Source organism: Maricaulis sp., assembly GCF_048270095.1.
In the GTDB taxonomy this organism is placed as follows: Bacteria; Pseudomonadota; Alphaproteobacteria; order Caulobacterales; family Maricaulaceae; genus Maricaulis.
In genome coordinates this window covers 1-13,017 of the sequence record NZ_JBLWTL010000029.1, presented here as the reverse complement: position 1 = coordinate 13,017, position 13,017 = coordinate 1, and the positions used below count along the sequence as shown (strand labels likewise).

10 protein-coding genes are annotated in these 13,017 nt (G+C 61.3%); 2 read left to right on the top strand and 8 right to left on the bottom strand.

The features are described 5' to 3' along the window. Positions 1-53: 53 nt before the first annotated feature. The 8 genes from ACN0YJ_RS13075 to metF form a co-directional block, all read right to left on the bottom strand. Positions 54-1,211 (bottom strand): AGE family epimerase/isomerase, encoded by a 1,158-nt coding sequence (locus ACN0YJ_RS13075; protein ID WP_417496457.1) that lies wholly within the window; start codon positions 1,209-1,211, stop codon positions 54-56. A 34-nt stretch (positions 1,212-1,245) separates the two neighbouring features. After that, positions 1,246-2,007 carry a YebC/PmpR family DNA-binding transcriptional regulator gene (locus ACN0YJ_RS13070; RefSeq protein WP_417496456.1) on the bottom strand — a complete coding sequence of 254 codons (762 nt, stop codon included), beginning with the start codon at positions 2,005-2,007 and terminating at the stop codon, positions 1,246-1,248. A 93-nt stretch (positions 2,008-2,100) separates the two neighbouring features. Continuing rightward, entirely contained in the window at positions 2,101-3,186 is a 1,086-nt protein-coding gene (locus ACN0YJ_RS13065; protein WP_417496455.1) for a mannose-1-phosphate guanylyltransferase/mannose-6-phosphate isomerase, read from the bottom strand. A gap of 202 nt (positions 3,187-3,388) precedes the next feature. After that, positions 3,389-3,658, bottom strand: a complete 270-nt coding sequence (locus ACN0YJ_RS13060; RefSeq protein WP_417476886.1) for a hypothetical protein — start codon at positions 3,656-3,658, stop codon at positions 3,389-3,391. A gap of 298 nt (positions 3,659-3,956) precedes the next feature. Beyond that, complete coding sequence (locus ACN0YJ_RS13055) at positions 3,957-4,775, bottom strand: TIGR00282 family metallophosphoesterase (protein WP_417496454.1); 819 nt, start codon at positions 4,773-4,775, stop codon at positions 3,957-3,959. A 100-nt stretch (positions 4,776-4,875) separates the two neighbouring features. After that, positions 4,876-7,533 (bottom strand): methionine synthase, encoded by a 2,658-nt coding sequence (metH, locus tag ACN0YJ_RS13050; protein WP_417496453.1) that lies wholly within the window; start codon positions 7,531-7,533, stop codon positions 4,876-4,878. 13 nt (positions 7,534-7,546) lie between these two features. Then, the gene (locus ACN0YJ_RS13045) at positions 7,547-8,608 is read right to left on the bottom strand and encodes a homocysteine S-methyltransferase family protein (protein WP_417496452.1); all 1,062 of its coding nucleotides are present in this window, start codon (positions 8,606-8,608) and stop codon (positions 7,547-7,549) included. After that, positions 8,605-9,501, bottom strand: coding sequence for a methylenetetrahydrofolate reductase [NAD(P)H] (gene metF / locus ACN0YJ_RS13040; RefSeq protein ID WP_417496451.1), 897 nt, complete (start codon positions 9,499-9,501; stop codon positions 8,605-8,607). Before metF ends, ACN0YJ_RS13045 begins: the two co-directional genes overlap by 4 nt. A 269-nt stretch (positions 9,502-9,770) precedes the next feature. Between metF and metK the strand changes: the two genes are divergently transcribed. Together metK and ahcY are read left to right on the top strand one after the other, a co-directional pair. Next, positions 9,771-10,937, top strand: a complete 1,167-nt coding sequence (gene metK, locus ACN0YJ_RS13035) for a methionine adenosyltransferase (RefSeq protein WP_417496450.1) — start codon at positions 9,771-9,773, stop codon at positions 10,935-10,937. An 84-nt stretch (positions 10,938-11,021) separates the two neighbouring features. Beyond that, positions 11,022-12,431: an adenosylhomocysteinase gene (gene ahcY, locus ACN0YJ_RS13030; RefSeq protein WP_417496449.1), complete on the top strand. Its 1,410-nt coding sequence runs from the start codon at positions 11,022-11,024 to the stop codon at positions 12,429-12,431. Positions 12,432-13,017 lie beyond the last annotated feature (586 nt).

Sequence of the window (13,017 nt, the reverse complement as noted above, 5' to 3'; positions counted from 1 at the left end):
GAAAATCTAAAGCCCGCCACCCAGGAACACAAGAAAGGGCAAGGCCGTACGATTCAAACCGCTCCACCTGCCGTTTGGGCCTTGCTGGCCGTGGGTCGCACACATTCAGCGATCCCGCCAAAGGCGTGGTAGAGCGTGCTGGCCGGGATCCGGTCCGAGCGGGCCTGGCCGAGCGCGTCGAAGCGATCAGTCCATCCGCCAGCGATGGCGTTCTGGAGGTGGTAGTTGAGGATGCCATCTCCCGCGCGCTGCAAGTGCGCGTCTGCCCCGGGATGCCCGAGGCGCCGCATCAGCGCCGCGGTTCGCAGCCATTCAGTCTGCATCCAGGTCCGCGATGACCCGTCGAGTACCTCACCGCGGGCATTGACCGCGGCGCAGAGCAGGCCGGTCCGGTCATTGACGCCGAGCCGCATCGCAACGTCAAACAGAGCGCTGGCGGCCGGGTCGAGCGGTTCGCCGCTCAGCCGATGAAACTCATGCAAGAGCCACGACCATTCACACAAATGGCCCGGCTCCACGACAGCGCCCAGATCGCCGGTTGCCCGCGCCCAATCTGCGTCGAAAAACTCCCGTACGACACACGCGTGGGAATCATAGAAAACCTGGCCAAACAGGGTTTTGATCGAGATGGCGCGCACCAGGATAGCCGGGTCACCGCTCGCCTCGTAAAGCGCCAATAGCGCTTCAAACAAATGCATATGGGGGTTTTGTCGCCGCGGCCATTGCGGGCCGGAGACAGATTCGCGATAGCCGCCTGCCGGGTCGGCCATTTCAGCGTCAAGGAAGTCCAGGGTTTCGGCGGCGAGGTCAAACCATTGCGCATCGCCGCTGGCGCGCCCGAGCCAGGCCAGGGCGAGCAGGATAAAGGCGTGATCATACAGATCGCGAACCGGGTCCGCGACGGCGCCATTCTCCGTCAGCAGATGGACCCAGCCGGGATGGCCATCAACCTTCCAGGCGCGTTTGCGCAACAGGCTGGCGGCCTCTGTGGCGCGCTCGAGACCGTCGAACCAGCCTTCATGATGGGCACGGGCGAAGACATAGATCTGCCGCGCCTGCACCCGGACCCGGCGTGCCTCGCCATGGATTACAGAGCCATCAAGGGCGATGGATTCAACGAATCCACCATGCACATCATCCCAGCCATGCTCGGCCCAGAAGGGGAGCGCAGTCTGAACCCCCCATTGTGCAATTCTGCCTACCCCGTCCACACGGCACCCCGATCAATTGGCCTGCGGCAATCTATCAGCCAAGATGGGCCATGTCCTCGTCGGAGATATCAAAATTGGCATAGACATTCTGGACGTCATCACTGTCGTCGAACGCTTCCATCATCTTCATCAGGCCGGGAACCTTGTCACTCGGCACTGGAATCAGGTTTTGCGGCTTCCAGATCAGGTTGACCGATACCGGGTCACCAAAGGTTTCCGACAGCGCAGCGACGACATCCATCATATCCTCGCGCGCCGTGTAGACGATGTGCTGGCCTTCATTATCGTCATCGCCAGCCTCGGCAGCGACATCATCGGCCCCTGCCTCGATTGCGGCTTCCATCATTGCATCTTCGTCGGCGACGGAAAGCGGGAAACGGATCTCACCGACATTATCGAACATGAAGGCAACCGAGCCGGTCTCGCCGAGATTGCCGCCATTCTTCGCGAACGCGGTGCGGACATCTGCAGCGGCACGATTGCGGTTATCGGTCGAAACTTCAACGATGACGCCAATACCGCCTGGACCGAAGCCCTCATAGCGGATGTCTTCATAGCTATCCGCGTCGCCGCCCGCGGCCTTGTCGATCGCGCGCTGGATATTGTCTTTGGGCACTGACTGGCCCTTGGCGATCGAGACCGCCAGGCGCAGACGTGGATTGGCATCGATATCGCCGCCACCCAGTTTCGCCGCGATCGTGATGTCCTTGGACAGTTTGGAGAACAACTTGGAGCGAAGCTTGTCCTGGCGCCCTTTGCGGTGCTGGATGTTCGCCCATTTGGAATGTCCGGCCATGTTTGGCTTCCCTATGCCTGCGGATTCGAGGGGTTTTATTAGCGAGAATGACCGCGAAAGGCGAGCCGGTTCGCCACATTCAGCATTGTCGCATCACAGCAGATCGTGATGACCGGAATCTTTCAGCGCATCGACAATCTTCTTGACGCTCTGGGCGTCGTCGCGGTGCACAACCAGAACGGCGTCACCGGTGGCGACTATGATCAGGTCCTTGACGCCGTGAATGGCAACCTTGGCGCCATTGGAAATGACAAAGGAATTCTCGCTGGCATGGATGCTGACATCGCCACGCGAGGCATTGCCATTCTCGTCCTTGTCTGAGATCGACCACAGCGCATCCCAGGACCCGACATCCGACCAGCCGATATCGGCCGGCACGACGACAGCCCGGCGGGTCCGCTCCATCACGGCATAGTCAAAGGAAATCGAGGGGCAGGCTTCAAAGGCGGCCAGATCCAGCGTCAGCTTGGTGCCCGATTGCCCGGCCGCGCTCACGGCATCACGGCTGCACTGCGCGACCTCGGAACAATGTTGTTCAAGCTCGGCGAGGAGCGCGCCGGCGCCGAACAGGAAAATGCCGGCATTCCAGTAGTACTCGCCGCTCTCGAGAAAGCCCCTGGCAGTCGCGGCATCAGGTTTCTCGGTAAATCTGTCGACGTGGAAGCCCGACAGGATCGGCTCGCCGCGGCGGATATAACCATAACCCGTTTCAGGCCCGTCCGGCTCGATACCAAAAGTGACCAGCTGCCCCTGTGCCGCGAGCGTCGCGCCATGGGCGATCGCCTGGTGGAAACCGTCAATATCGCGAATATGGTGGTCGGCGGGCAGAAGCAGGATCAGAACATCCTCGCCAAGCTCACGCCGGACCAGCTCGGCAGCGACGGCCGCGACCGGCGCCGTATTGCGTCCAACCGGCTCGACGACATAGCAGGACGGGGCGCAGCCGGTTTCATCCAGCTGCTGCCGGGCCCGCGCATACTGGCTCTCGTTCAGCACGATGATCGGCGCTTCAAACTCGAAATCCTTCGAGCTGGCGGCGACGCGGCGGGCGGTTTCCTGCACCATGGTCAGCTCGGTGACAAGCGGGTGCAATTGTTTGGGATGGGCAGCCCGGGAAAGCGGCCAGAGGCGGGTCCCGGATCCGCCGGACATGATAACCGGAACTATTCGCACCACCATTCGTCAGCCCTCATATTGCTGCCCGTCGCCAGACCGCATTGCCGGGTGCAAAGCCTACATTTCCAACGAGCCAAAGCACAGGCTCGCCCGCAGGTCGCGAGCGGCTGACCTCAAGATCGACTTTGTAGAGACAAGGCCGCCCGGCAGGGCCTGCATTGGACGGACACAGCTCCATCGTGTGTTGCCTGTCATGTGTTGACTGTCAGACGTTGACGGCCTTGCCATCGGCCGCCACGCAGGTCGCGGGTGGAAAATTCCGGATGGTCAGGAAATTGAGAAACTGGCCCAGCATGCTCGCACTGTCCGTCTGGACGACGCGAATATAGGACTCTGACTCCTGCAGGCTGGTTGTGAAAACGCAGGCCTGATTGTCCAGGCCGCTCTCTTCGCAAGACCTCAGAAAATCGACCAGATACTGATCGAACACATGAGCATCCTGCGCTCTGTCAAACCGGATCGTCTGCTTAAACATGCCATCCCCCGACAGCTAACACCTACCACACGAACCCACTGTGGCGAAGGAGCCGTGACCCTGGCGCGAGCCGGGTCATTGGTTTCCCCTACAGTGCGCTTCGGCAGGCGTCCGGCTCATGGCGGCCAGGACTTGCTGCCGTTAATCACGTCGTCACCCGCTTTGCCATAATGGCAAAGGCGACGGCATGGCTCCCGTGATCAGGATCATGACATATGTGTAATTTTTCAAGTGGCCAGAATCAGTCCGGGTCCGTTTGCCTGTGGTGGCAGGGCGCTACAACTGAGAATGGTCCGACTCAGGATTGTGGAATCTGCCCGGACAGCTGACCGCCGATCCGGATCGGCTCGCAGCGCACCGCCAGCCCTGTGGCATTATCGGTCTCGACAAACACGCCGCACACCGTCGCCTCTCCCGTCGCCGGTTCGAACCGGCCGGTACGCATCCGGGTCGTGAAGCGGCGCAGGGGCTCTTCCTTGTCCATGCCGATCACCGAGTCATAATCGCCACACATGCCGGCATCGGTCTGGTAGGCGGTGCCGCCCGGCAGGATGCGCGCGTCAGCGGTTGGAACATGGGTGTGCGTTCCGACGACCAGGCTGGCGCGGCCATCGCAAAACACGCCCATCCCCATTTTCTCGCTGGTCGCCTCGGCGTGAAAATCGATGATGATCGCATCGGCCACCTGCCCCATCGGCGCGGCGGCCAGTTCGCGCTCGATCGTGGAGAAGGGATCGTCGAGGGTTTCCATGAACAGGGCCCCCATGAGATTGACCACCAGCACACGCGAGCCATTGGCCGCCTCGATCAGATTGGCGCCCTTGCCCGGCGTCGATCCGGCCGGATAATTCGCCGGCCGCAACAGTCTCGGCTCGCGGTCGATATAGGTCAGCGTTTCACGCTGGTCCCAGGCGTGATTACCGAGGGTGAGCGCATCAACGCCGAGATCGAACAGGCCTTCGCAGATCTTCTCGGTGACGCCGAAACCGGCCGCCGCGTTCTCGGCATTGACGACAACGAAATCGAGCGCCATTTGTTTGCGCAAATCAGGCAGGTGCGCTTCAAGCGCCCGGCGTCCGGTCTTGCCGACAATGTCACCGAAAAAAGCAAAACGCATGCGAGGCTCCAGGCGCGATCAGTCCGCAGGACAGGGCAAGGCGCGGGATATGGCGCATATCGGCTGTAAAGTCCAAATCATGACTGATGATTGCCGCCGCTCAGGCCGGAGCCGTCGCTGCCGGAACATAATCGAGGATCGGCCCCAGCGCCCGCTCGGCATCTTCCAGCGGCCACCCCTTGCGATCCGCGTAGTCCTCGACCTGGTCGCGCAGGATACGGCCGACCGCGAAATAAACGCTCTCTGGATGCGAGAGATAGAGGCCCGACACTGACGAGGCCGGTGTCATCGCAAACGAATTGGTCAGGCTGACGCCGGTCGCCTCGGCCGCGTCGAGCAAGGCGAACAGGGTGCGCTTTTCTGAATGGTCGGGCTGGGATGGATAGCCGGCCGCCGGGCGGATGCCGGTATAGCTCTCCGCGATCAGATCCTGGCGCGACAGGGTCTCGTCCGGTGCATAGCCCCAATGCTCGCGGCGCACCTGCTCGTGCAGCCATTCGGCACAGGCCTCCGCAATCCGGTCGGACAAAGCCTTGAACATGATCGAGGAATAATCATCCTTCTCGGCGGCAAATCGGGCATGAATGGTGTCATTATCACCGGCCGTGACCACGAATCCGCCGAGATAGTCGGCATGGCCAGCCGGGGCTATGAAGTCGAACTGGGACAGGTGCGGCCGGTCATTATCCTTGGCCGCCTGCTGGCGAAGACCGTGAAATGTATCGAGACGCGTGGTCCGGCTGTCATCGATGTAGAGGACCGCATCATCGCCAACGCGATTGGCAGGCCAGAAACCGCACACAGCCTTCGGCGCCAGCAATTCCTCATCAACGATGCGCTTGAGCATGGCCTGGGCGTCGGTGAACAGATCCCGCGCGACGGCGCCGCGTTTGGGATCGTCGAAAATCGCCGGATAGCTGCCCTTCAGCTCCCAGGTGAAGAAGAAGGGCGTCCAGTCGATATACTCGATCAGGGTCTTGACCGAGGGCGAGAAACTCCTGGTCCCGAGGAAAGCCGGCTTGGGCGGGGAATAGACCGACCAGTCGCAATCCCAGGCATTCGCTCGTGCCTTCTCCAGCGGCAGACGGGCTTTCTTCGAGCGGGCCGCCAGGCGGCGTTCACGGATTTTGGCCAGGTCTTCGCGAATCCCCTGCGCATAGGCATCACGGCCATCGCCCAAAAGTCTGGAGACGACGCCGACCGCGCGGCTGGCATCGAGTACATGGATCACCGGGGCGACCGAGATCGCCGGATCGATCTTGACCGCGGTATGGGCCGGACTGGTGGTGGCACCGCCAATCAGCAATGGCAGAGTGATATTGCGCCGCTCCATCTCGGACGCCACAAAAACCATCTCGTCAAGCGAGGGCGTAATCAGTCCGGACAGACCGATCACATCGGCCTTTTCGCGCAAGGCGGTGTCGATAATGGTCTCGCAGGTCACCATCACGCCGAGATCGATCACCTCATAGCCATTACATTGCAGCACGACGCCAACAATATTCTTGCCGATATCGTGGACATCGCCCTTCACCGTCGCCATCACGATCTTGCCGGCCGAGGATTGCGCCTCGCCGGCAGCCTCCTTCTCGGCTTCCATGAAGGGGATGAGATGAGCGACCGCCTGTTTCATCACCCGCGCCGATTTGACGACCTGCGGCAGGAACATGCGGCCATCGCCAAACAGGTCGCCGACGATGTTCATCCCGTCCATCAACGGGCCTTCGATCACGTGCAGCGGCCGCTCGGCCTGCTGACGCGCCTCTTCGGCATCGGCGACGATGAATTCATTGAGGCCATGCACCAGGGCATGCTTGATGCGCTCATTGACCGGCGCCTCACGCCAGGCCAGATCACGCTCCTTGGCCTTTGAGCCACCGCTATCGCGATAGGTCTCGGCTTCGGTCAGCAGGCGGTCGGTCGCATCCTCGCGGCGATTGAGGATCACATCCTCAACCAGCTCGCGCAGCTTCGGTTCGATATCATCATAAATGTCGAGCTGGCCGGCATTGACGATGCCCATATCCATGCCGGCATGAATGGCGTGGTAAAGAAAGACGGTGTGCATGGCACGGCGGACCGGTTCATTGCCGCGGAATGAGAAGGACACGTTGGACAGCCCGCCGGACACATGACAGCCGGGCAATTCCCTGCGGATCCGCCGCGTCGCTTCGATGAAGGCGACGGCGTAATCATTATGCTCCTCGATCCCGGTCGCGACGGCGAAGATATTCGGGTCGAAGATGATGTCTTCCGGCGCAAAGCCGACCCTGTTGACCAAGATCTCATAGGCGCGCTTGCAGATTTCAAACTTGCGGTCGGCGGTCTCGGCCTGGCCGGCCTCGTCGAAGGCCATAACCACTACAGCGGCACCATAGGCCTGACACAGACGAGCCTGTTTGAGGAATATCTCTTCGCCTTCCTTCAGGCTGATCGAATTGACGATCGGCTTGCCCTGGGTGTTTTTGAGCCCGGCCTCGATCACCTCCCACCTGGAACTATCGATCATCACCGGCACCCGCGCCACGTCAGGCTCCACCGCGATCAGGCGCATGAATGTGGTCATCGCCTCGATACTGTCGAGCAGGCCCTCATCCATATTGATGTCGATGATCTGGGCGCCATTCTCCACCTGCTGGCGCGCGACCGAAACCGCCGCCGCGTAATCGCCCTCGGTGATCATGCGGCGAAACACGGCCGAGCCGGTCACATTGGTGCGTTCGCCGACATTGACGAAAGTGGAGACGAGTGAGGTCATTGGTTGATGTATCTCAGGCTGACAATTCGAACGGCTCAAGGCCGGCGAGATGCATGGCGCGCTCTCGCACGGCCGGCCGATGCGGAGGCGCGCCGGCGGCGGCGGCGGCGATGGCGCGTATATGAGCCGGCGTGGTGCCACAGCACCCACCGAGGATATTGACCAGGCCGGAGCGCGCCCATTCGCCCAGATGTGCGGCGGTCTGGTCCGGCGTCTCGTCATACTCGCCCATATCATTGGGCAGTCCGGCATTGGGATAGGCGAGAATGCGCGTGTCGACGACGCGCGACAACTCGGCGATATAGGGCCGCAGCTCGTCGGCGCCAAGCGCGCAATTGAGGCCGATCGCCCAAGGCCTGGCATGGCGGACCGAATACCAGAAGGCCGTCGCGGTCTGCCCGGACAGGGTGCGGCCGGACCGGTCGGTAATCGTGCCTGACAACATGATCGGGCGATCAATGCCCTCTTCGGTGCGCAGATCAATCAACGCCTTGATCGCGGCCTTCGCATTGAGCGTGTCGAAGATTGTCTCCACGAGAAAGAAGTCGACATGATCGGCCATCGCCCGCGCCTGTTCGGCATAGCTCAGCCGCACCTGGTCGAAATCGACCTCGCGAAAGCCCGGATCATTGACCTGGGGCGAGATCGACAGCGTCTTGTTGGTCGGACCAATCGCGCCGGCAACACCCTTGGGCGCGCCGGTGCGGGCCTCCTGCTCATCAGCTGCCTCGCGAGCCAGCCGGGCGCCTTCGCGGGCTATCTCCGGTGCCAGATCCTGCATGCGGTAGTCAGCCTGGGCGATCGAGGTCGAGGAGAAGGTATTGGTCTCGGCAATATCAGCTCCGGCATCGAAATAGGCGTGATGGATCGCCTTGACTGCATCGGGCGCGCTCAGATTGAGGATGTCGTTATTGCCCTTGATCAGGGTCGCCCAGTCCGCGAATCTCTGGCCACGATAGCCGGCCTCATCGAGCTTGAGATCCTGAATCTGTGTGCCCATTGCCCCGTCAAGGATCAGGATGCGGTCTCGACCGATGCGCTCAAGCGCGGCCTGCCGTTCTGTACGCGCCGTCATGCCGCGAATTCCCGTGCCGGGAGTCCCGGTTTTACGCCGAGCAAATGACAGGTCGACAGGGCGAGTTCAGCCCGGTTGAGGGTGTAGAAGTGGAAATCATCGACACCGGCTTCGTGCAGATCGGCGCATAATTGGGCCGCCAGGTGCGCCGTCACCAATTGGCGCGTCGCTGCATCCTCGTCAAGACCGTCAAAATGCCGGTGAACGCGGTCCGGGATATGGGTGTTGCACAGACCCGCTATCCGGGTCAGGCCCTTGAAATTGGGTTGCAACATGATGCCCGGCACGATCGGGATCGTGATCCCGGCCTGCAGAGCGCGGTCCCGGAACCGCAGGAAGGTGTCCGGCTCGAAGAAGAATTGCGTGATCGCGCGTGTCGCACCGGCATCGATCTTGGCCTTCAGCAGATCCAGGTCATGCTCAAGGCTTGCGCTCTCGGGATGTTGCTCGGGATAGCAACCGACCGAGATTTCGAAATCCCCGATGGCGCGTATACCCGCTGCCAGCTCGGCCGCATTGGCATAGCCGCCCGGCGCAGGGCGATAGGCTTCACCAATCCCTTCCGGCGGATCGCCGCGCAGGGCCACGATATGGCGCACGCCGGCATCGCGATAATCGCGGATCACATCATCGACTTCAGCCCGGGTCGCCGAGACGCAGGTCAGATGCGCCGCCGGCGCGATACCGGTCTCGTCGACAATACGGTGGACGGTGCGGTGGGTGCGTTCACGCGTCGAACCGCCAGCGCCATAGGTGACCGAGACAAAGGCCGGGTCGAGCGGTTCGAGGCGGCGGATCGACTCCCACAATGTCGCTTCCATCGCCTCGGTCTTGGGCGGAAAGAACTCGAACGAGACGGAGAGACCGTCCCCGGAAGCTTTTGCTGCACTCATGACTTCACACCTCAATCGCCGTTCCGGGGCACAGGGCCGCCGGGCCCGCTGCAGCCAATCTGCTACATAGTGAGACATAAAGATATCTTTATATGATCAATTGCGCTACCCGTTTCTTGCAGCCGGCGGAATGAAGTGATCACCGGCACAAACTCAACCGGCCTGGTGGTCTGACGCGATACACGCGGCAGCACAGCTTCCTTGCGCCGCAACCGCTAATCTGCTTCTGTCCAAATCACATAAGGCAATCGTTATATGAGGAGTCGTCCTTGAGCCGCTCATCCTACATTTTCACCAGCGAGAGCGTGTCGGAAGGTCATCCCGACAAGGTCTGCGACCGGATTTCCGATACCGTCGTTGACCTGCTGCTCAGCAAGGATCCCGAAGCGCGGGTTGCCTGTGAGACGCTGACCACGACCAATCAGATTATCCTCGCCGGCGAACTCCGTTGCGCGGTCGATGTCGAACCCGAAGAGATCGAGGCGGCAGCCCGCGAGGCCGTGCGCGATATCGGCTATGAACAGGACGGGTTTCACTGGAAAAATTCGACCTTCCAGAACTTTCTGCACGGCCAGTCCGAGCATATCGCCCAGGGTGTTGATGGCAGCGAGAGCAAGGATGAGGGCGCTGGCGATCAGGGCATCATGTTTGGCTATGCCACCAATGAGACGCCGGAACTCATGCCGGCGCCGATCCAGTATTCGCACCAGATCCTCAAGCGCATGGCGATCCTGCGCAAATCCGGGGCGCGTCCGGAGTTCGAGCCCGATGCCAAGTCCCAGGTCACGCTTCGCTATCAAAACGGCCAGCCTGTTGGCGTTGAATCCGTCGTCGTCTCGACCCAGCACAGGGACGGAATGACCCAGGAGCAGATCCGCGAACTCGTTCGCCCGATCGTATCCGAAGTCCTGCCTGAGGGCTGGTTCCCGCCCGAGGCCGAATTCTACGTCAATCCGACCGGCACTTTCGTGATCGGCGGCCCCGATGGCGATGCCGGCCTGACCGGGCGCAAGATCATTGTCGACACCTATGGCGGCGCGGCGCCACATGGTGGCGGTGCCTTTTCCGGCAAGGATCCGACCAAGGTTGACCGTTCCGCCGCCTATGCCTGCCGCTGGCTGGCCAAGAATGTGGTCGCAGCCGGTCTGTCCGAGCGCTGCACCATCCAGGTCTCCTATGCGATCGGCGTCTCCAAGCCACTCTCGCTCTATGTCGATCTGCACGGCACCGGCCAGATCGACGAGACCCGCCTGGAAGACGCCTTGCGGCAAATGGCCGATCTGTCGCCGCGTGGTATCCGTACCCGGCTGCAACTCAATCGCCCGATCTATGCCCGCACTGCCGCCTATGGCCATTTCGGGCGCAATCCCGACACCGAAGGCGGCTTCTCCTGGGAGAAGACCGACCTGGCCGAAGATCTGCGTAAACTGGCGTAAATCTGTTATGAACGGGCCGGTTCGGCCGGCCCGTTCAACCCGATGTTTCAAATAATCATACCCCAATAGAAGGACCTGATGGTCATGACGCAATTTGCTGCGGACAAACCCTATCTCGTGAAAGACATGTCGCTGGCCAAATGGGGCCGGATCGAAATGGACATGGCCGAGATCGAAATGCCCGGCCTGATGGCCCTGCGCGCCGAATTCGGCAAGGCGCAGCCTCTCAAGGGCGCCCGCATCGCCGGCTCGCTCCACATGACGATCCAGACCGCCATCCTGATCGAGACCCTCACAGCCCTTGGCGCCGAAGTGCGCTGGGCCTCGTGCAACATCTTCTCGACCCAGGACCACGCCGCCGCAGCCATCGCCGAAAGCGGCGTGCCGGTCTTCGCCACCAAGGGCGAGACGCTGGCCGAATACTGGGATTATGCCGACGCCATCTTCCATTGGGGCAATGGCGAGACCGCCAATATGATCCTCGATGATGGCGGCGATGCCACGATGTACCTGATCCTCGGCGAGAAGGCCGAAGCCGATCCATCCGTGCTCGATCATCCAAAGTCGGAGGAAGAAACCGCCCTCTTCGCCCAGATCAAGAAACGTATCGCTGCCAGCCCCGGCTGGTTCGCCAAGGCCAAGGCCGCCATCCAGGGCGTCTCCGAAGAGACCACGACCGGCGTGATGCGTCTCTATCAGATGCACAAGCGCGGCGAGCTCCCCTTCCCGGCCATCAACGTCAATGACAGCGTCACCAAGTCGAAATTCGACAATCGTTATGGCTGCCGGGAAAGCCTGGTCGACGCGATCCGTCGCGGCACCGATGTGATGATGGCCGGCAAGACTGCCCTGGTCTGCGGCTATGGCGATGTCGGCAAGGGTTCCGCAGAATCCCTGCGCGGCGCCGGTGCCCGTGTCTTCGTCACCGAAATTGATCCGATCTGCGCCCTGCAGGCCTGCATGGACGGCTTCACCGTTGTCACCATCGACGATGTCGTCGGCGATATGGACATTTTCGTCACCGCGACCGGAAACAAGGACATCATCACCGTCGACAATATGCGGGCGATGAAGGACATGGCGATCGTCTGCAATATCGGCCATTTCGACAATGAGATTCAGGTCGAGGCCCTGCAGAATTTCGAATGGACCAATGTGAAGCCGCAGGTCGATATCGTGAACTTCCCTGAGGGCAATCGCATCGTGCTGCTGTCGGAAGGCCGCCTGGTCAATCTCGGCAATGCCACCGGCCATCCAAGCTTCGTGATGTCGGCCAGCTTCACCAATCAGACGCTGGCCCAGATCGAGCTCTGGACCAAGGGTGAGCAGTACGACAACAATGTCTACATCCTGCCCAAGCATCTCGACGAGAAGGTCGCTGCCCTGCACCTGCCCAAGCTGGGGGCCAAGCTGACCGTGCTGTCGTCTGAACAGGCCGAATATCTTGAACTTCCCAAGGCTGGCCCGTTCAAGGCCGATCATTACCGCTACTAGGCCTCAGGCCCCGTATTGGATTGAAGAGCGCTCCCGGCACAGGCCGGGGGCGCGTTTCTTTGTTGGGCGACGCACCAAAATCTCCACGCGGCGTGCCGCTGGAGGTTTGAGCAGGTCACCTCGCCTAAGCAGGAGGTGTGTGGGACGCCGGCGAATGCCGGGTGTAGAGTAATTTAGGGGGCATCCGGGACGTCCCACACGTGGAGATTTGGTCGGACGCCTTGCGGCCCCCGTCTCGAAACCGGAGTGGAGTAACGGTCGAGCTTTATGCCGCCTTCCTCTCCAGTGGCCACGCCGGATTACTGGGTGTCATGCCAGCTCTCGGACGAGCTCCACGCTCCCGACCGCCGCGAATGACTGAGCTCACGCCTCCCGTGCGACCGGAACAGCTGAAGCATAAGCGCAGCGCGTGGGGGCGGGGATAACATCACCAAAAATTCGTCATCCTGACGAAAGTCAGGACCTCAATATCATAGGCTCCGACCCTGTCACGTCGAGGTCCTGACATACGTCCACTACTGTCCGGGATTCTGGATAGCGGATCATATTCCTAGCTCCATCTGAGAGCGAGCTGGGGTGATGGCGG

Bases quoted from the DNA above. Each gene is read 5' to 3' on its own strand.
- ACN0YJ_RS13070 (WP_417496456.1), bottom strand. From the start codon at position 2,007: ATGGCCGGACATTCCAAATGGGCGAACATCCAGCACCGCAAAGGGCGC.
- ACN0YJ_RS13065 (WP_417496455.1), bottom strand. From the start codon at position 3,186: ATGGTGGTGCGAATAGTTCCGGTTATCATGTCCGGCGGATCCGGGACC.
- ACN0YJ_RS13060 (WP_417476886.1), bottom strand. From the start codon at position 3,658: ATGTTTAAGCAGACGATCCGGTTTGACAGAGCGCAGGATGCTCATGTG.
- ACN0YJ_RS13055 (WP_417496454.1), bottom strand. From the start codon at position 4,775: ATGCGTTTTGCTTTTTTCGGTGACATTGTCGGCAAGACCGGACGCCGG.
- metH (WP_417496453.1), bottom strand. From the start codon at position 7,533: ATGACCTCACTCGTCTCCACTTTCGTCAATGTCGGCGAACGCACCAAT.
- ACN0YJ_RS13045 (WP_417496452.1), bottom strand. From the start codon at position 8,608: ATGACGGCGCGTACAGAACGGCAGGCCGCGCTTGAGCGCATCGGTCGA.
- metF (WP_417496451.1), bottom strand. From the start codon at position 9,501: ATGAGTGCAGCAAAAGCTTCCGGGGACGGTCTCTCCGTCTCGTTCGAG.
- ahcY (WP_417496449.1), top strand. From the start codon at position 11,022: ATGACGCAATTTGCTGCGGACAAACCCTATCTCGTGAAAGACATGTCG.